The sequence below is a fragment of the Halobaculum saliterrae genome, from assembly GCF_009831625.1.
Classification (GTDB): Archaea; Halobacteriota; Halobacteria; order Halobacteriales; family Haloferacaceae; genus Halobaculum; species Halobaculum saliterrae.
Window position 1 is genome coordinate 1 of record NZ_WUUS01000016.1, and the last position, 17,529, is coordinate 17,529.

A 17,529-nucleotide genomic window follows, 5' to 3' on the forward strand; every position below is an offset into this window, starting at 1 on the left:
CCGCGCCGGCGCCCGCACAGCTGGCGGCGCTCGCGCTCGCGGCCGCCGCGGCCGCCGTCCCGCCGACCACGACCGCGGCGTCGTCGCTTCGACTGTAGTCGACCGGCTCGCCCCACGCGACGGGGGCGACCTCGTCGTCGATGTCGTCGGCCGCCTCGACGGCGGCGCGGAGGTCCGCGACCGAGAACCCCGCGTCGGTCGCGAAGCGGTCGACGAGGTCCGTCGTGAGCAACACGCGCCGACACTCCTCGGCCTCGAACAGCTCGTCGCCATCGAAGGTGAACTGCACGTCGTAGTGGCGGACGAAGACGTCCTCGAACGGATCGCGGATCGCGTCGGCGGCCTCGCCGACGAGGTCCCAAACGAGGTCGCGATCCGGCTCCTCGACGTGTTCGCCGAGCGAGAACCGCGCGACCGGGACGACGACCGGTTCGCCGTCGGGACCCTCGTTGACGACCGCGACGGCGGTGATCCCGCAGTCCTCGACCGGATAGCCGGCGCGGTCGACGGCATCCCGAAGCGCCTCGTCGGCGGTCTCCTGACGCGATTCGAGGTCGACCTGTTCGTCGGGCGTGTCCGCTCCGAGTAGTCGCTCCAGCAGGGAGGGCATCGAGCGGCGTGTCGAGGGACTGGGACTTCGGTGTTCCGGCCGCGGGCGCCGCCGTCGGCCGGCGCGGCCTTTTCATCGTCGGGTCCGTTCGTCCGTCAGGGATGACCGAACCACGGACGGACGGCGGCGGCGACAGCGACGGGACCAAGGGATCGGAGCGGAACGTCCTCGGCGAGCCGCTCCGGGAGTGCAGCGCCGACCCCGAGACCGGCTTCCTCCGCGACGGCCACTGCCGCCACCTCGCCCGGGACCCGGGGCGCCACGAGGTGTGTGCGGTCGTCACCGACGAGTTCCTCCGCTACTCGCGCGACCGCGGCAACGATCTGGTCACGCCGCGGCCCGACCTGGGGTTCCCGGGCCTGTCCGACGGCGACCGGTGGTGTCTGTGTCTGCCCCGCTGGGAGGAGGCGCGAGCCGCCGGCGTCGCGCCGCCGGTCGTGCTCGCGGCGACGAACGAGGCGGTGCTGGAGGAGGTCCCATTGGAGACGCTCCGCGTGCACGCCGTCGACGCCGAGTGAGACCGCCGACGGGCGGCGACGGCGGTCGGTGATCACCGCTCATCGATCATCGATCCGGCGAAGTACGCCACGTCGCCGCCGAGCGCGTCCCGCTCGCGGTCGGCTACGACGGGCGTGAAGTCGTCGCCGTCGCAACGCGCACAGCGCGCCGGTTCATCGAGGTTCGAGTGAACGAGCCCGCACCGGTCGCACGAGAAATACCGGAGTCCGAGCACGGCCCTCAGGAGGCGTCGGGACCACAAAACGTCGTTGGCGACCGTAGTCGGCGATCGTCTCGGTTGCGGGAACATCGGCCGGATTCGCTGCTCCGAATCTGTTGATATTCTCAGTTGAGGGTACAACCCGTGTGCGGTGTAGAGGGTCTTTGCAGGAGAGATTTAGAGGGCGTCATTGAACAGTTCAAATATCCTCTCGCCCGCGTAGTGGGAACTGTTAGATACAGGAGACCCAGGTATCGAAAACCACCCGGTAAGGCATATTCAGACGATTCCAGCGAACCAGAGAGCAGCATAGGTCAACGACAGAGCTGACAGAACGATACCAATGATTCCGAGAATACGCGCCTGTTCTTCGGTCATAGTATGGATGGGAATCAGGGGGTAATTGCTCTTCTGTTATCATAAATTCGCACCAGCTAGCTAACAGCTGTTTCAGCTTCGAAGATATGGAATCAATCAGATTCGAGAGAGCTGCTGCTCTGCAGCCCGCACCGCGTAATATTCAGTGTCGAAACGATACTTCTGATAGCCGGACGACGCTGTGATCGACTGTCGACGCGGGACAGCACCGCCGATGCTTGCGGCCGGCCGTCGATCGTAATCTCGCCGATGAGTAGTTATTCCTCTCGGATCGCGAAGACGAACTCGGTGCCGCTTCCGAGGGGATCGTCGGCGGTGACGGTCCGATCGATCCGGAACCCCGCGTCCCGCAACTGCCGGAGCGTCGCCTCCCGACCGGGCGTCGAGAAGAACATCTCCCCGCCCATCCAGCCCCGGCGGACCGTCTCGTAGCGTCCACCCGGCAGCGTCATCAGCAGGCGGCCGCCGGGGCGGAGGGTCCGGGCGAACTCACGGTACACCGTCGGCTGGTCCTCCCGCGGGACGTGGAAGACGGCGTGATAGGCCGTGATACCGTCGACGCTCCCCGTCCGGATCGGGAGGCGGCTCATCTCGCCGTGAACCAGTCGGCTCCCGGGAGCGCGCTCGCGCGCGAGGGAGAGTCCCGCCCGCGAGACGTCGAGGCCGACCGCGTCGTCCGGGAGGTTCGCGAGCGTTCGGGCCCCGTCGCCACAGCCCACGTCGAGCACCAGCGGCGCCGGCGGGAGGTCCGCGAGCAGGTCGTCGATCAACGCGGCGTCGGAGCCGTCCGGGTCCCGGCGCCGGGCGTACGTCGCGGCCACCTCGTCCCACGCGCGCATCACCGCCTCCGGATCCATCCGCGGCATACGTCAGACACGTGCGCGGTCGACAAAGGTTCGACCCCGACCGCGAGTTCCGACGCGGCGGCCCGGGCTCACCGCGCCGGCGCGAGCCGTGCGACGACCATGTAGAAGGCGAACGCGGCCACGAGCAGCCCCGCGAGTTGCGTCCCTGCAGTGGCGAGGAATCCGACCGTGGTGTACAACAGCGGCGCGGCCATGAACCAGACCCCGAAGACGACCGTGAGCGCCGCCGGCGCGAGCGCGACCGCACGATCCCGTCGGAACAGCCGGAGGTTCTGGACGGCGAACAGCGTCCCCAGCAGCCCGCTCGTCACGACGCTCCCCGTGAACGCCGCGGACGCGCCCGCGACGATCGGCGTCGCCGTCGCCAACAGACAGCCGACCGTCGCGACCGCCGCGCAGGCCAGCAGGAACCGTTCGTCGCGCCGCTCCGCGCTCGTCGACCGCGTGGCGTCCGTGGTCTCCATCGTCTACTGAACGGCGGGGGCGGAAGCGACATGAAAGGCAGGCCCGGCTCGGACCCGAGCGACAGCGGACCCGGGCTCACGAGCGCCGCGAGCGGCCACCGGCTGCCGAGCAGGAGGTCCGAGAGGTCAGACCGCGACCGACACCGGCCGGCGACCGAACAGGTTTATTCGCTCGGTCGAAGCCATGAGCGTGAGCGGATACGAGGGTGTTCTCTTCGACCTCGACGGGACGCTCTGCCGGCAAACCGGGGACGTGACGGCGGCGTACGAGGCGGCCTTCGAGTCGGTCGGCGTCGATCCGTTCGGCGAGCCGGCCGCGCTCTGGCCGCTGCTGGAGGGCCCGCCGGATCCCGACGACCACGTCGGGCACCTCGCGGCGGGGTTCGCCAGGCTGGCGGCCATCCACGACCGGCGGGTCGACCCGGTGGCGCTGTCGACGGCGTTCGTCGCCGCCGTCGACCACGGCGCCGTCGAGTTCACGCCCGGCGCGGAGGCGGCCCTCGACCGCGCCGGGGAGACGGCTCGGACCGGACTCGTGACGAACGGACCCCGGAGCAGGCAGTCGCCGAAGGTCGAGGCGCTCGGACTCGCCGAGCGTCTCGACACGGTCGTGTACGCCGGGGACCTCCCGCGCCGAAAGCCCCACGCCGAGCCGTTCGACCGCGCGCTCGAAGCGATCGACGTCGCGCCGGCCGACGCCGTCTACGTCGGGAACTCCCTGAAGTACGACGTCGCCGGCGCCTTCACGGCCGGGCTGGACTCCGTCTGGCTCCGGCCCGATCCGGACGCCGACGACGAGGGGTACGCCCCGACGTGGACGCTCGATTCGCTCGACGCGTTCGACACCGTTCTAGAGTGCCCAGGTGAGACGGGTGACTGACCCGAGGGCGGCCGTGCGCCGGGCGTTCCCCGAACGAGACGTCGAGTCGGTCTCGCCGGTCCGACGCGGGAACCGCAAGACGACCGCCGTGGTCGAGTTCGCCGTCGGCCCGCCGGTCGTCGTGCAGACCTGCGGCGACGTCGACGCGCTCCGGTCGGAGGCGGCCGTGACGGCGGCGATCGACGACGCGACGTCGATCCCCGTGCCGACGGTGCTCGCCGGCGGCGTCGCCGGCGACGGCGCGTACGTGATCACCGAACTGGTGCGGGGCGAGGACCTCCACGAGCGGTTCGCGAGTCTCGACCCCGGGCGACGGCGCGAGATCGCTCGTGCCTTCGGGCGGTACCTGGGCGAGACCCACTCCGCCGCCACCTTCGGGAGCTTCGGCGATGTGGAGCCGATGGGCGAGGAGTGGGCGGCCGACGAGTGGCCGACGGAGACACAGATATCGGCGCTCGCGGTTCGCAAGCACACGGAGCCCGTCGCGTGGCTCAGGAGCTACGGACGCGCCGCGCTCGACCGGCTCCCCCCGGCGTTCGACGCGGTCGCCGCCCGGATCCGGCGACGGCTCGACGAAGCCGCAGTCGACGCAGTGCGGAACGCGTCGGGGCGGGTGTCCGAGCCGGTGCTGTTCCCGTGGGACCTCCGACCGGGGAACGCCCTCGTCGACGAGGACGGCGTCGCCGCGGTGCTGGACTGGGAGTCGCCGATGGCGGCGCCGGCCGCGCTCGCCGTCGCGAAGGTCGAGTACCTCGTCGTCGACTGGTACCTCGACGACCCGAGCGCGGAGCGAGCGGCGTTCCGGGCGGGCTACGAGTCCGTGCGTCGGTACCCCGAGGTCGCTCCGCTCGCCCGGGCGATCGCGATCGCGGACACCGCGGTCGACTCGACCGGCGCGGTGACGAACCCGATGTACCCCGAACTCGATCGGGAGGCGGCGATCGGCTTCCATCACGAGGCGCTGGACCGCACGATCTGACCGCCGTCGGCGCGCTATTATTTCCGAATTAAAGAATTAACTTGTTTTTAAGAGACTATAATAGAGCTTGTCACAGCGGCCGCTGCACCGATGGCGTTTACGAGAACGATATACCTGACACCCGGGCGGATTACAATGTTGGTTCCGAGTATACTGTGTTCGTCGGTCGCATACCGGAGAGGAGATGTTTTTGCTGAGTGAAGTCGGGAACGTGAGCGTATGAGCAATATCACAAGCAGGAGTACTGCTAATAAAAAGAGGCCGACGACGACCGTGATCGTCCCAATCAGCGATTGAGGGTTATCGCTACCAACGGTCTCAACCGCGGCGACAAGGTGTTTTTGTTGAAGCACAATCAGGAACAGAATCGCTGTATACACGGATGCAGATAACGACCGAATGTCGGCCGTGAATATACAGATTGATTCGACATCTTCTCGCCGCTCGCCAAAGTCGACGTTTCCCCGTTCTTTAGCGTCTTTAAGAACCCGTGAAACAGCTTTCTCAGCGGGAGAACTCACGGCAATAACTGCACTAAGGACGAACGGAAGGAGGCTAACTAACGCACGACGGACGCCAGGTGTTCCTATATCAATCACTGGCTGGCACGGCGTTTTCGTTGAGCGCGACGCGGGTATCGACCTTTGGGCTCTGTTCAAAGTCAGTACTGTCGTTGGTGGAGACGAACTGTGTGTGTAGATCTTCGTGAGTTTCCGGACCGTAGTCACACTGATCGATATCGAACCGGTATGCCGACGGGCTGCTAAACTTCGTCGGTGACACCTTGCACTCGTGAGACACCGATGATTTCCCACCGTCGTACTCGAGACAACCATTCGCGACCGATGTATCGATCCGCCCACTCAACACGTGGTTCCGATAGTTGTGCACACTGACAAGGTGGCAGGTATCGGTGTCTGTGCGGACTTGGCAGTCATCATCAGTACCTTCAATCTCTGACTCTACATTTACATGGTATCCGTTCGTGCTCTTGACGTGACACATACCGCCGATCTGTTTTTGGCTCATTATGATTGGCTTTTGATACCTATAGTTCCCAAGTATTCAGTATTTCGCCGGACAAAGTAGATCTTCTCGCATCTATTCATTCAGCTATTTCGGCTAATATTCCTGCCTATAGACCAACCGCCGCTAAGGAGTCTGCTGAAAATAATTTTTCAAGATCGGCGTTGGCGAGCGCTGTTACCCACGCTGCCGCAGCGTCCGATTCGGGGGTCGAAGGTGATCCAGCGACGGCACGGTAGTGTTCGACAATTCCGGCCACGCCAAGGGCATTGCCGGCGCCGAGTACCGTTACCTCGGCCTCCTCGCCCTCCCCTTGGGAGAGTCTCTCCCACGAGACAACAGTTCGGTCGGACGCAAACGAGACGTAAAGCCACTCAATCCCTGCGTCGACGAGTTCAGTAGCGCTGTATTCATTATTGTCAACCCGAATCGGCTGGCTGGTCCGCGAGTCCATCGCGACGAGATCATCAAGTTCGCGGCCTTCGGTCAGCGCGGTATCGACGAACGTTGCGAGGGAGGTGTCAGTCCGCCAGAACACCGACAGCCGTCCGTCCGAATACAGTTCTACGTCAACGGTCATTCCACCGGCAGTATGAAGTTGAAGCCGGAGTACATGGAGCGTTCCATCATCAACCGCGAAGGCAGAAACCTCGACAACAGCTTCTGGATCAACCGAGTTATCGAGTGTCACTGCAAGTTCCTCTGCATCTTCTATATCAACAGGTTCGGAGAAATCGCCGCCCGGTGAATCAGTTTCCCGGGATCGGGTCGTTTCCGATAAATCATCCAGGCCATTTTTTTGATTCTGTTCTTCGTGCGATTGGCTCCTGTTTAGGTGATCGACATCCTGTCTATCCTCGCGGCCATCACCGAGCACGCTAACCACGACATGGCTCTTTGTCTTCGATAGCGGCCGCGTCTCAGCAATTCGGACTTGGTCGCCTTCCTCTACATCAAGACAAGGCGAGATGTGCGCCGGCACGCGGCTTCGCCGTTTCATATATCGGTCATATTTCGGTACGAATACGTCATATTCGCGCTCGACAACTACTGTCTTCTCCATCGATGTGGAGGCAACTGTCCCTTCAAGTGTCTGCCCTCGAGTTGACAGCGAACCATGAAACGGGCAGTTTGCGTCCGAACAGGACTCTTCTGGCGAGTCCACATTTAAACCCAACGTCATCTAATGAATGTCAAGTTATATTCTAACCACTTGAATATATCATCTCTACTTATAATTTATGAATTGTTATGGTACGGCTATCCCAGTTTCCGCTTTCAGACACACAATCCGCTCTTGAAAGACAGGTGGCAATACCAAAGCGATCACAGATGAAAACGGAGGCCAAGCGCTGACAAATAGAGGTGGAGGGATTACAAAAACAGGCTGCTGATTCATGATTTAGTCCGTGGTCATTACCGGGTAGTGGAGTCAGGTGTTAGACTCGGTGAGAAAATTGTTCAGCGGCTGAGATTCAAATACGAACACCGGACCAACCGATGGTGAGATGGACATCAGCACCGAACGCGGCGTCACACCAACTGAAGAGGGTCGGTCCGGCGGATTGGCAGCCGGGACGAACGTTCTCGGGGCCGACGGGAGTTCTCCAGTTGAACAACTCGTGCGGGGGGACCGGATCTACGCAATGGAGCCCCTCAGTCGGACGGTGAAACTGAAGCGTGTCGTCGACGTGGACCGTATCGAACCAGCCGCGGCGGTCGACATCGACGCACAACGAGCCCGCCTCCGCCTCGCACCGGGGCAGTACGTTCCGTTCGTGACTGACGACATCGACCTAGTTCGCTACCAACGGGCAAACCGACTGAACGAGCGGCATCGCTATCGGTTCATCTCCGAATGGGACCCTCTCGGGAGTCCCCGGACGGAGGTCGTCGACCTCACCGACCACGCGACAGAGTACGAGATCGTCGCGGAGTACAATGGGTCACACGGGCATTCGTTCCGAGCGGCACTCCCAGCAGGGTGTGAGCCGAAACGGCGACACAAACAGGTCGGGTACGCGTTCGATCCCGCGACTTTCGACGTCTACCGGGAAGCGATCGATGCGGAATCGACCGCGCTCGGGATCCGAACGGGAGCAAAGGAACGGCCACGACCGTACCGGTTTGCGGGCGATGATTTCATCCAACTGCTCGGCTGGTTCGTCACCGAAGGGTCTATCTACACCGGATCGGACCGGAACAGTGCCTCGGTCAAAATCGCTCAGGAGACACCGCGGTACCGCGACACGATCAGACGCCTCCTCGATCGGCTCGGAATCGCCTATCGGGAGGACGATCGGTCGTTCAGAATCGGCTCGAACTGCTACGGTCAGATCTTCTCGCGGCTGTGTGGGTCGGACAGTCGCTCCAAGCGGCTCCCATCGCTCGTGTGGGACTGTTCATCCGCACAGAAGCGCCTCCTGCTGGAGACGCTGCTTGCCGGTGACGGGAACGAGAAACGCACCTACTACACAGTCAGTAACCGGCTCGCGGGCCAAGTGCTCCGACTGTGTGTTGAAACAGGAGTCACGCCGGCGTACCACAGCCGCGATGACTGGCGGGTGTACTGTCGTCACGTGCCGAGTGGATTCAACACGTCGACCCACTGTTCATGGGTCGATGCGACGCAGCCATACTATCGGATCGTGCTCGAAGACTATCCGCTGTTTCTCGCCGGACGGAATGGGACATTCCAGTGGCTCACTGCAGCCGCCATCGCATAGCGGCTGTTGAGCCACGCAGCAGGTGTGAACCGAGATTCGATTAGCTGTCTTGCAACGGATACCGAGTCAAGATTGTTTCACAAGAACAGCACTCCTCGATCAGCGAGTCGTGTTCTGGCTCGACAGAGAGACGGACAGTTGACCGCTGATGCGTACAGGTTCGAACGCGTCCGTACTCGAGAGGATCAGTAGTTGCTGTTTGCTTGGAAACGATACGCCACAGCTGAGTGTGAAGCTGCTTCAGATGCACCTCACCCATCAGGGTGGTCACAAACAGCCCATGCGGGCATCACCGCCACCACAGGAGCCGATCAACGAATCCACGTTCTCTCTCTGCGTTGAGTTCGGCTTCTGCTGTTTTACGCCGCGCTCGCTCTGTATCGAGCTGCTGTTGGAGCCGTTCATTCTCACGCTCGAGTGCATCCAATTCCGTTCGAAGCTTCGACAAAGCCGGAACTGACACAGAACCCTGGTCAGCAGAATTGCTATCGGTCTCTACGGGTGCTGTCTCAGTAGTAGAGGTGTGAGACTCCGCTTGATCCTCTTCCGTCTCAAACAACGTCCACGACGTGTCCGATGAGCGCTCGTAGAAGTCGTCTGTCCCGGTGATTGCCCGCTCGATCGTACGTTCACCGTATGTCGCGCCGTCGCTGAAGTGAACCTCGTCCCACTTCGGGCGGAGTAGGCCTGACTGGCGAAACAGACGGTCAATCTGGGTAGCATCACCGGCCGTCCAGAACGCAAGCAGTGAACACAACGCCATATCTGCCTCCGAGTGACTTTCGTACCCTGCCGTCGAGCCACGCCAGAGGCGGTCGAATTTCTCGCCATTCGTCGCCTGCTGAGCATGCTCCAGCAGTTCATCGTCCGCGAGGTCGTTTCCGGGTCCATCTCTAGTATGATCGAGAGACGTCTGCTCCGCCTGTGGCGATGACTCTGACTCGGAGGGATGTGGACTCTCGTCGAGTGTGAGATACTCCGCATGGATCGCCGTGAGCGCATCCGGCCTGACGCATGCAGTCATCGGCGTCTCCGCCAGCTGGTCGCCGGTGACAGTGAAGAATCGTGCTGTGTCATAGAGTTCGATCGATCCTCGTCGGTTGCGGCCGTTGGGAAGCTCTCCGCGAACGATCACGTGAACGCCTGTTCCAGAGGGACTGACCTCTGTGAATGACGCGAGATCGGAGACGATAGCAGTAGCATCCCCAGTAAGGTCTCCCGTCTCAGGGTCTCGGCAATCATCCAGATCAACACCGACGAGCGGGTCATCACTCGTGAAGACAAAGCCCAGTCCAGTTCCGGACTCGGCTGCATAGGCGCTGGCCGTCTCAAACGATCGCCATGTGTCCGGGTCGGTGCTTGAGGCGTATGAGCCGGTTTCCGGTTCGACTGGAATCTTCGTTTGCTTCCCGTTTCGATCTTCACTACGCCAGCAGACCCACTGCGGTCGCTCAACCATCGCCGAGGGGAGATCACTGGCTGTGGGAAGTGCTGAATCAGTCATCGGCATGGGCGGGAGTCGACTCGTCAGTGAGTGGGGCTGTCTCCTCGTGGGGATCGTGCTCGATCACAGCGTGCTCGCGCGGGAGCGCGTGGACTTCCATGCCGCGCCACTCGCCGTCGACGCCAAGCAGCGCCTGCGAGTATCCCGACTCCTCATCTCCAGGTGTCGCCGTCTGAACGAATCGCATCTGTGGATGGTTCAAGCCGAATTCGTCGGCCCACGCAGCGTCCATCCCATCGAGTTTGTGGAACTGCTTGATCGCACACTGATCAAGGATCATCTCTGCCGTATCGTGTTCGAAGAACTCGTCGACAGTCTGTGTCACCAAACGAATGGAGAGGTCGTGGTGTCGGTGGTGTCGGAAGATCGTCTCCAAGTATGAGAGCGTCGCAGCGTCTTTCATCAGATACCGCGCCTCGTCGATGACGAACACGACTTCCTTGTCCGTCTCTTTCGCTCGCTCGTAGACGAGCGTGATGAGCAACTCCATCAGGAGGCTCGTGTGGCCACCGACTTGTCCGCCCTGCTCAGCCAAGTCGAGATACACGAGTGACTCATCGCGAATGTCGAACTCGCTATTGCGGCCAAGTTGTTCGAACTGTCCGTCTTCGGCGAAGGGCCGGAGTTGATCGAGAAGCCACACGGCATCATCGCTGATCTTCTCAGCTTCCGCGGCGGTTCGAACAATGTACTCACCCGGTGACTCGGACATCGCCGCGAGAATATCAAGCATATCTCGGACTGTCGGGCTCTCCCGATCATGGGTCGCCACATCCTCGGTAATCCCCTGTTGTTCGTAGGCCTCCCCGAGCGCCATCTCCAGTGTGGTCCGCCGATCTCCTAATTCGACGCCGCGAGTCGCAAAGACGTTCGTGAAGAATGAGAGCGCTCGTTCTTGTCGTTCCTTCAGTGGACTCGCATCGTCACCGCGGGCGTTGAGCACATGCTCGGGAGTCGGTTTGATCTCGAGCGGGTTGAGACCGAGCGTTCCACCCACGGTGATCCGCTGGCCACCGAGCGCATCATTGACACCAGCCCAGTTGTTGAGCGGTTCGAGAATAATCCCGATTCGATCATCTGACTGCTCCAAGCTCCGGATGAAGTTCTGCTTCGCTCCGTAGGACTTCCCGGATCCAGGGTCACCGACGGTGAACATTGCATACCCGTCTTCGCGAGCAAACGGGTCCACAACTAGGGGACTGCGCGTATCTTTGTGGATTCCGAACTCGACGCCGCCTTCTTCGAGCATTGTCGGCGAGTGCGGTGACGCGAGTAATGCGCCTACGGCGCCACCAAGGGCGATCGACTCTCGACCCATGGCGTCGCCGCCGATCGGCGCCGCCGACCGGAGCGCTTGGTCTTGGAGACAGATCGCCGTCGCTGGTTCGAGACGTGCCGGCGGCTCCCGGAGTGTCGATCGAACGGTAGTCACGGCTTCCGAAAGCTCCGAGCGCGTGTCTGCACGCACCGTAATGTACAACGACTGTTCGAACACCCGTTGGCCATTCTCGACGGCTTTGTACGTCGCTGTGGCCGCAGCTGCGCGGTCGTTGAGATACGACTCACGGACACTTCGTTCGAGGTCAGCATCCGCTTGGAGGTCATCTGCAGTCGCCTGCAACCGATCGCGAGCCCGCGCTTGCGGTATCGGATCGAGGTGTGCCGTCACATCGAACGACACGTCGGTCAGTTCGAACAGCCCGCTGAGATACCCATCTGTAGGATGATCCGGATATGCCGCGATAGTGAGTGTCTGTGTCCACTGTGTTCCAACCTTCGCCGCCCGAGACTCCCATTCAATCGCATCGGGAGCGATCGCGGTTCGATGCCGTTCAGCCACGGCATCAAGCGCTGCTTGTTCTTCGCGCCCAGCTGTAACGGTCTCTTCAGCGAGGAGGTCGCCGAATGTGGTGTCATCTGCGCGGGCAACTCGCCACTGTCGAATGCGAGCGATGACGATGAGAATCGCGACACTACCGATGCCATAGACGAACACGCCTGCACCCGACACTGGGTCGGGTGCTGCATCCAGCACTGCTGCCAGTAGTGCGTTGATGGCTTGCATCATGTCTCCTCCCGTCGGGTAGCGGTCCCAGTCGCAGGCTCACGAGCAAGTAATCGCTGTGTATCGTCGTATTCGGTCCCGTTCCAGAACGTCGCAGTCAACACGAACAGCTCCAGTGTCGACAGACGCCGCGACTCCCAGTCGTCGACGTGTTCGATGAACTCTGATTCAACGGTGTGAAGTCGCTCTCGGAGTCGCTCATACAGTGCTTGGCGACGGGTTGCATCCGTCGGTGTCGACCGACGAGGACGACCCCGTCGACTGTATCGGCGTTATTTCCGGCGTACCGACACGCCATCGCGCCGCCAAGCGAGTGACCGCCGACTACCCAGCGGGAGACCTGCGATTCACCGTCGATAACCGCGTCTGCTCGCCCCTGGGAGAAGACCGCGAGGTTCATGCGCATCTTCGGGATCACGACTGTGACGTTCGCGCGTTCGGCGATTCGAGCCGCAGTCGGAAGATACGCGTCAGGTGCAACTCGTCCGCCGGGGTAGAAGATGAGTCCCAGACGTTCGACGTCGGGGTCGGCGTCCGACACGACGTACCCACCGTAGGCTTCGGTCACGGTGACGTTCGTATCCGCTCGAACGGACTGTTGAACGTCTGCAGGTGCGTGGTGAGCGAAGACGCCGAAGTAGGCATAGAACCCAACACTGCACAGGATAGCGATAATGGCGACAACTGAGAGGGCACGGATAGCGACACGCCGCAGTGACCGCTCTGCGACCCACTGGCGGACGTCGTTGTGAGACGGGGCGTTCACACCATGGGGCCACACCAAGCCACAGTATCAGTGTATTGTCCCTCGGAGAGTGAGAAGATGAAACACTAGAATTTACCTCATCTGCAGTCGGAATTTCCAGCCCGCAGACAACAGCAGTCCTTGTACACCATCACACACCGTTTGATGGCGTGAGTACTTCGCTCGGGGTTGGAACCTCTCGGTATGACCCAAGGCTCGCTCCGACAGCGGCCAGTGGCATCGACGAGCGGACACCCAGCACAGCCCACACGACCGCAATGAGCGAGCGTCGGTTTCTCCAGATCACGCCGAGTCCGGAGCCGCTTCCTGCCGACCGGATCACCGACCAGTTCGAGCAACTGCATCGCGCACTCGGCGATCACGTCGTCGAGGTCTGTCTCGCCACCGACGGGGCTGAGCTCACGTACGTCCTCGGGACCGACGCGACCGCATTTGATTCTCTCCACCGTGTCACGAGTCGACTCTTCCCCGACAGCTACGCGCTGACACCCATCGATGCGGACGCCGAACCACTCGAGACACAGCTCAACGACCCCACAGTCATCGCTGAACTCCACGGCGTCGGCGAGCGCCGTGACGACTGGCAAACGCGCCTCCGACCGCCCTCCTACTCTGATGCACCCGAGCAACACGATACGGCTCGTGTCGAGGACGCCCCAGGGCTTCCGCTCACATCGATCGCAGCCGGGCTCACAGCGAGTGACGTGCCCGCAGCCTACCAAGCACTCCTCGAGCCGAAGCCTGACTGGAGCGGCGAAGCCGAATATCGCGTCCACCGCCTCGATCACGCCCGAGACACCGTCGGACAGCGGCTGGTAGGATCGATCCTCCCACCAACTGAAAACGACGACGAGGATCGCCATGCACCGCTGCGTTCGGCCCATCGCCGCGGTGACACGGGCAGTATACCGGGCACGCGGATCGATGCGATCCTCGCGAAGTCGGCGCGCAACTGCTACACGGTGAACGCCCGCCTCCTTGCGAGTGGTCCGACCGCCGACGCGATCGTCGATGACCTCGCTGCAACCTTCACAGCCGTCGGCGGCGCGTTCTATGACCTGCGCCCCGTTGTTCACGACGAAGCGCCACAGGAACTCACCACGGCCGTCTCACAGCGGATCATGCGACAGCCGTCGATCACTAGACGGCTTGGCCACCACATGCCATTGGTGAGCAACCGTTCACCGGCGATCGTCGCCGACTCGACGACCGTCCCCCATTTCGCGCTGCTTGATGGGGCGACCCTCACGGAGACCAGTCAACGTGCCCTTCGCGCGCTGCCGAGTGAGCGAACTGGGTTGTCCCCACCATCGGCGGAGGCACTCACACAGTATGATCACGGCCTCGAGATCGGCAAGCCCCGCCGTCGCGACGGGACAGCCGACCAGTCGACGGTTGCGCTCCCGCCGTCACTTCAACCGCTGCATACGGCGTGGTTCGGGAAGACTGGTTCCGGGAAATCGACGGCACTCACGAGGGCGATCACGGCGAATCAGAAGGCGACAGATGGTGCAGATATCTGTATTCTCCCGAAGGGCGACGACATGGCGAGCACGTTGCTTCGGACCCAGTATGCTGAACACGGGCACTTGGAGAACGTCTACTACTTCGACTGTAGCGATACCCTTCCCGCGCTGTCGATGTTCGATATCCGCGCCGACCTGGACGCAGGTATCCCGCGGACGACGGCTGTGCAGGACGTGACTGACCACTATATCGAGCTACTGCGGGCGGTCACAGGCGCGGAGTCATTCGACAGCGCGGTCCGTTCACCGGACGTGATCCGGTATCTTGTGAAGGCATTATTCGATCACGAGTACGGCGCGGACGCGTTCGCCCACCGCGATCTCGAACGTGTCGTCCATCAGTTCCGGCGCGAGGGCGAGCCACCGCTCGTCAGTGACGATGACCTCCGTGGGATGCTCGTGGGCGTTACCGAAAACGACCCCCAAGCGTTCGACCACATCATGCAGGGCGTCGCCAACCGGATCGAAAAGGTCCCGCTCGATGATCGCCTCGCTCGCGTGTTCAATCACGTCGACGGTGCGGAGACGCCAACGTTCGACCTCGCGAGCGTCCTTGATGAAGACGCGTTGGTGATCCTCGATACGGGTGGCCTTCGCGCTAAGAGCCAGCAGTCGCTTGCGCTCGTTCTCCTGTCGAACCTCTGGACGGCACTGCGCCAACGGAGTCGCCGTCGCGACGAGACAGCAAGCGAGGGAGATGCAGATCTCCCCTTGGTCAACCTCTATCTCGAAGAGGCGGCCGACCTCGCGGTCTCGGATCTACTGAGCGATTTGCTGGCACAATCACGCTCGTTCAGGCTGGGTATCACGCTCGCAATGCAGTTCCCCGGGCAACTCCGAGAAGCGGATCCGGAGGCCTACAGCGAGCTCATGAACAACGTCTCCACGCTCGTGACGGGCAACGTCGCCCTCGATACGCGTCTCCAACAGCGGCTTGCGACCGACGATACTCCGGCCGAAGAGGTTGGCACGCGACTGCGAGCGCTCTCTCGTGGTGAATGGCTTATCACGCTTCCTGCGCCGTTCGGGGAACCAGAGCCACAGCCGTTCGTCGTCGAGTCACTGCCGTTGCCTGCGGGCCATCCAGAAGCGGCCAATGCCTTCTCAGATGCACGGGTGGCCGGCTTTCAGGTAGAACACGCGGCGGCTATCGAACGGACGCGCCAGCAGGCAGGCCTCTCACTCGCCGACGCCGGAACGGCGGATGCGGCGGTGCCAGAGTCGAACTCGTCGCTTGGGGTGGATCAGCCGGCGGTGCAGGTTGACTCTGCACTCCCGACGAGCGAGCGACTGCCCGTGGAAGTGACCTATCACCGCGAGGCACACGCGATCGCGTGTGACTCCTGTGGTGCCCGGTATGAGCCGACGATCGGCGGGATCTCCCGTTGTGTGGGGTGTTGTGGCGACATCGACGAACTGGACCGCGAGGAGATTCCGATCTGTGAGGTCCCACTCACGCTCTCAGAAGGCGAACGAAATGCGGTTGAGTGGAGTCACAGCCAGCTCCTGTTTCTGCAGGCGGTGTATGCAGCCCAACAGCGCCGGTTCGACCCGCTTGCGTATGACCTTCTCCACGATGGGATGGACGACATCCAAGCCGACTGTGGACTCGAAGAGGATGCGGTGGAGGAATTGCTCGGAGCGGGGCTGCTTCGCCATGACGGCGACACGCCCCACACTCTGTATACGGTGACGCCAGCGGGGCGCAGGCTGCTCAAAGAGCCCCATCGCGAGGGTGATGCCCATGGCCATGGCGCCGGCGACGTCGCCGAGTCCAGCCTCCATACGGTGTTGGTCGCGTTAGGTGCGCGATACATCGAAGCGGAGTATGTCGCATGCGAGGCATCCGCGGCGGTTGAAGCACGACGCTACTTCGACGTACCTGATGGCGAGGGGCGATATGATGCAGTCGGCCTGGATGACGAGGGTGAAGTAGTTGTCACGTTGGAAGCCGAGCGCGTCAACGGCGACGTGTACTCGGCCGTTCCAGATGACTACGACAAGCTCGCAGCACCAGATCCGGAGGCGGCGATCTGGGTGACGGTGAGTGGGTCTGCAGCCCACGAAGTGTTACACGTCCTCAATCAGCCTGCCCACGGACCGGCGAGGGTGACCAAAGAGTACAGCGAGAACTCCCCGCCGAGTCAGTGGCGGATCGACGAACCGGGATTCACGGAACTCCAGACGGCATCGATGCTGGTTCGCGACCTCGATCTCACCACTGCAGACAGGCCACGCCGGTGAGTCGCGCTCGACTCGAAGCGGGGGATCGATCGGTCAACGTAGGTGCAACGTGTGTCTTCGACTGGACGGGTTTGTATCTGGGCGCGAATGAGCGCCTAGGCGCGAGATACGGCTGTTTCGACCTCACCGCGGAGCGCTCTCGGGTGTATCCCACCGCCTCCGGCCCGCTCTCATGTGAACTCCGGCGGTGATACGTATCTGTGTGGGTGTACGGCTGGACAGTGAGACAGTGACGTTGAGCGCCACGCAGAGATCCGGGTTCGCAGGCGGTATTGGGGTTGTTCACGTTCGACAGCTCCGTGTCCGATATACGCGGTACTCCTGGATATTCGGGGTATACACAGGAAGTACAGCCAGAATCCGGATCACGTCGATATCTTCGAGTGTGGTTCCTACTACAGTTGTTATTGGTGAAACTGCCGTATCGTCGGGTCTGAAGCCCGATACAGCGATGATAGAGTCGGATAGAGGGGTATTGAAACGAGACCTGCCGACGTGGCTATCAGACGTTCTCTCGCTACATATCGACCAGTATAGGCGGGATCGGGTGATCTATTCCGGCACAGACTGACAGCCCTCGAGTTACCGATGAGAGGATGATCGTCTCACACGGTGCTTGTGAGTCGCGACAGAGAGATTCACCAAGAGGCGTCGATAGTTGCGTAGCCGCAAGGTTGGCTGCAGCATGTGGTATCCTAGAGCGTTTGTCTATCAGCCGGAGTCACACATACTAAGCGGGCAATCGAACGTGGTTGGATTAACGGAGACGAGCGGAAT

The 17,529-nt window shown here is 62.0% G+C and carries 13 protein-coding genes and 1 pseudogene; 5 read left to right on the forward strand and 9 right to left on the reverse strand.

Annotated features, from left to right (window positions below; all coding sequences use genetic code 11):
• Positions 1-610, reverse strand: a 610-nt coding sequence (locus GRX01_RS18235) for a hypothetical protein (protein ID WP_159671168.1), incomplete at its 3' end; no start/stop codon positions are given.
• Between the two features lie 101 nt (positions 611-711).
• Between GRX01_RS18235 and GRX01_RS18240 the strand changes: the two genes are divergently transcribed.
• The gene (locus GRX01_RS18240; protein ID WP_159671169.1) at positions 712-1,128 is read left to right on the forward strand and encodes a DUF2237 family protein; all 417 of its coding nucleotides are present in this window, start codon (positions 712-714) and stop codon (positions 1,126-1,128) included.
• A 32-nt stretch (positions 1,129-1,160) separates the two neighbouring features.
• On the opposite strand, the gene GRX01_RS18245 is transcribed toward GRX01_RS18240, so the two are convergent.
• The 3 genes from GRX01_RS18245 to GRX01_RS18255 all read right to left on the reverse strand — a co-directional run bounded on the left by GRX01_RS18245 (position 1,161) and on the right by GRX01_RS18255 (position 3,036).
• The gene (locus GRX01_RS18245) at positions 1,161-1,343 is read right to left on the reverse strand and encodes a hypothetical protein (RefSeq protein WP_159671172.1); all 183 of its coding nucleotides are present in this window, start codon (positions 1,341-1,343) and stop codon (positions 1,161-1,163) included.
• Between the two features lie 620 nt (positions 1,344-1,963).
• On the reverse strand, positions 1,964-2,563 hold the full coding sequence (locus GRX01_RS18250) for a class I SAM-dependent methyltransferase (RefSeq protein WP_159671254.1): 600 nt from the start codon (positions 2,561-2,563) through the stop codon (positions 1,964-1,966).
• Between the two features lie 77 nt (positions 2,564-2,640).
• Positions 2,641-3,036, reverse strand: coding sequence for a hypothetical protein (locus tag GRX01_RS18255; protein ID WP_159671175.1), 396 nt, complete (start codon positions 3,034-3,036; stop codon positions 2,641-2,643).
• A 190-nt stretch (positions 3,037-3,226) separates the two neighbouring features.
• Here GRX01_RS18255 and GRX01_RS18260 point away from each other — a divergent pair, with 190 nt between their 5' ends.
• Positions 3,227-3,916: an HAD family hydrolase gene (locus GRX01_RS18260; RefSeq protein WP_321168203.1), complete on the forward strand. Its 690-nt coding sequence runs from the start codon at positions 3,227-3,229 to the stop codon at positions 3,914-3,916.
• Entirely contained in the window at positions 3,909-4,895 is a 987-nt protein-coding gene (locus GRX01_RS18265) for a phosphotransferase family protein (RefSeq protein ID WP_321168201.1), read from the forward strand. The genes GRX01_RS18260 and GRX01_RS18265 overlap by 8 nt, the downstream gene beginning before the upstream one ends.
• Before the next feature lie 47 nt (positions 4,896-4,942).
• Here GRX01_RS18265 and GRX01_RS18270 read toward each other — a convergent pair whose 3' ends face one another.
• Both GRX01_RS18270 and GRX01_RS18275 read right to left on the reverse strand, forming a co-directional pair.
• A complete protein-coding gene (locus GRX01_RS18270; RefSeq protein WP_159671180.1) occupies positions 4,943-5,416 on the reverse strand; it encodes a hypothetical protein in 474 nt (157 codons plus the stop codon).
• A 1,367-nt stretch (positions 5,417-6,783) separates the two neighbouring features.
• Positions 6,784-7,104: pseudogene (locus GRX01_RS18275) on the reverse strand (30S ribosomal protein S17); the annotation flags it as partial.
• Positions 7,105-7,429: 325 nt separating this feature from the next.
• Between GRX01_RS18275 and GRX01_RS18280 the strand changes: the two are divergent.
• Complete coding sequence (locus GRX01_RS18280) at positions 7,430-8,647, forward strand: LAGLIDADG family homing endonuclease (protein WP_159671183.1); 1,218 nt, start codon at positions 7,430-7,432, stop codon at positions 8,645-8,647.
• Positions 8,648-8,936: 289 nt separating this feature from the next.
• On the opposite strand, the gene GRX01_RS18285 is transcribed toward GRX01_RS18280, so the two are convergent.
• From GRX01_RS18285 to GRX01_RS18295, 3 genes are all read right to left on the reverse strand, one after another.
• The gene (locus GRX01_RS18285; RefSeq protein WP_159671186.1) at positions 8,937-10,151 is read right to left on the reverse strand and encodes a phage NrS-1 polymerase family protein; all 1,215 of its coding nucleotides are present in this window, start codon (positions 10,149-10,151) and stop codon (positions 8,937-8,939) included.
• Positions 10,144-12,216 carry a VirB4 family type IV secretion system protein gene (locus GRX01_RS18290; RefSeq protein WP_159671189.1) on the reverse strand — a complete coding sequence of 691 codons (2,073 nt, stop codon included), beginning with the start codon at positions 12,214-12,216 and terminating at the stop codon, positions 10,144-10,146. Before GRX01_RS18290 ends, GRX01_RS18285 begins: the two co-directional genes overlap by 8 nt.
• Positions 12,217-12,313: 97 nt before the next feature.
• Complete coding sequence (locus tag GRX01_RS18295; protein WP_159671192.1) at positions 12,314-12,982, reverse strand: alpha/beta hydrolase; 669 nt, start codon at positions 12,980-12,982, stop codon at positions 12,314-12,316.
• A gap of 149 nt (positions 12,983-13,131) precedes the next feature.
• Here GRX01_RS18295 and GRX01_RS19310 point away from each other — a divergent pair, with 149 nt between their 5' ends.
• Positions 13,132-16,752: an ATP-binding protein gene (locus GRX01_RS19310; RefSeq protein ID WP_159671195.1), complete on the forward strand. Its 3,621-nt coding sequence runs from the start codon at positions 13,132-13,134 to the stop codon at positions 16,750-16,752.
• Positions 16,753-17,529 lie beyond the last annotated feature (777 nt).

Coding starts and splice junctions, on each gene's coding strand:
- GRX01_RS18240 (WP_159671169.1), top strand. CDS start 712: ATGACCGAACCACGGACGGACGGCGGCGGCGACAGCGACGGGACCAAG.
- GRX01_RS18250 (WP_159671254.1), bottom strand. CDS start 2,563: ATGGATCCGGAGGCGGTGATGCGCGCGTGGGACGAGGTGGCCGCGACG.
- GRX01_RS18255 (WP_159671175.1), bottom strand. CDS start 3,036: ATGGAGACCACGGACGCCACGCGGTCGACGAGCGCGGAGCGGCGCGAC.
- GRX01_RS18280 (WP_159671183.1), top strand. CDS start 7,430: ATGGACATCAGCACCGAACGCGGCGTCACACCAACTGAAGAGGGTCGG.
- GRX01_RS18285 (WP_159671186.1), bottom strand. CDS start 10,151: ATGACTGATTCAGCACTTCCCACAGCCAGTGATCTCCCCTCGGCGATG.
- GRX01_RS18290 (WP_159671189.1), bottom strand. CDS start 12,216: ATGCAAGCCATCAACGCACTACTGGCAGCAGTGCTGGATGCAGCACCC.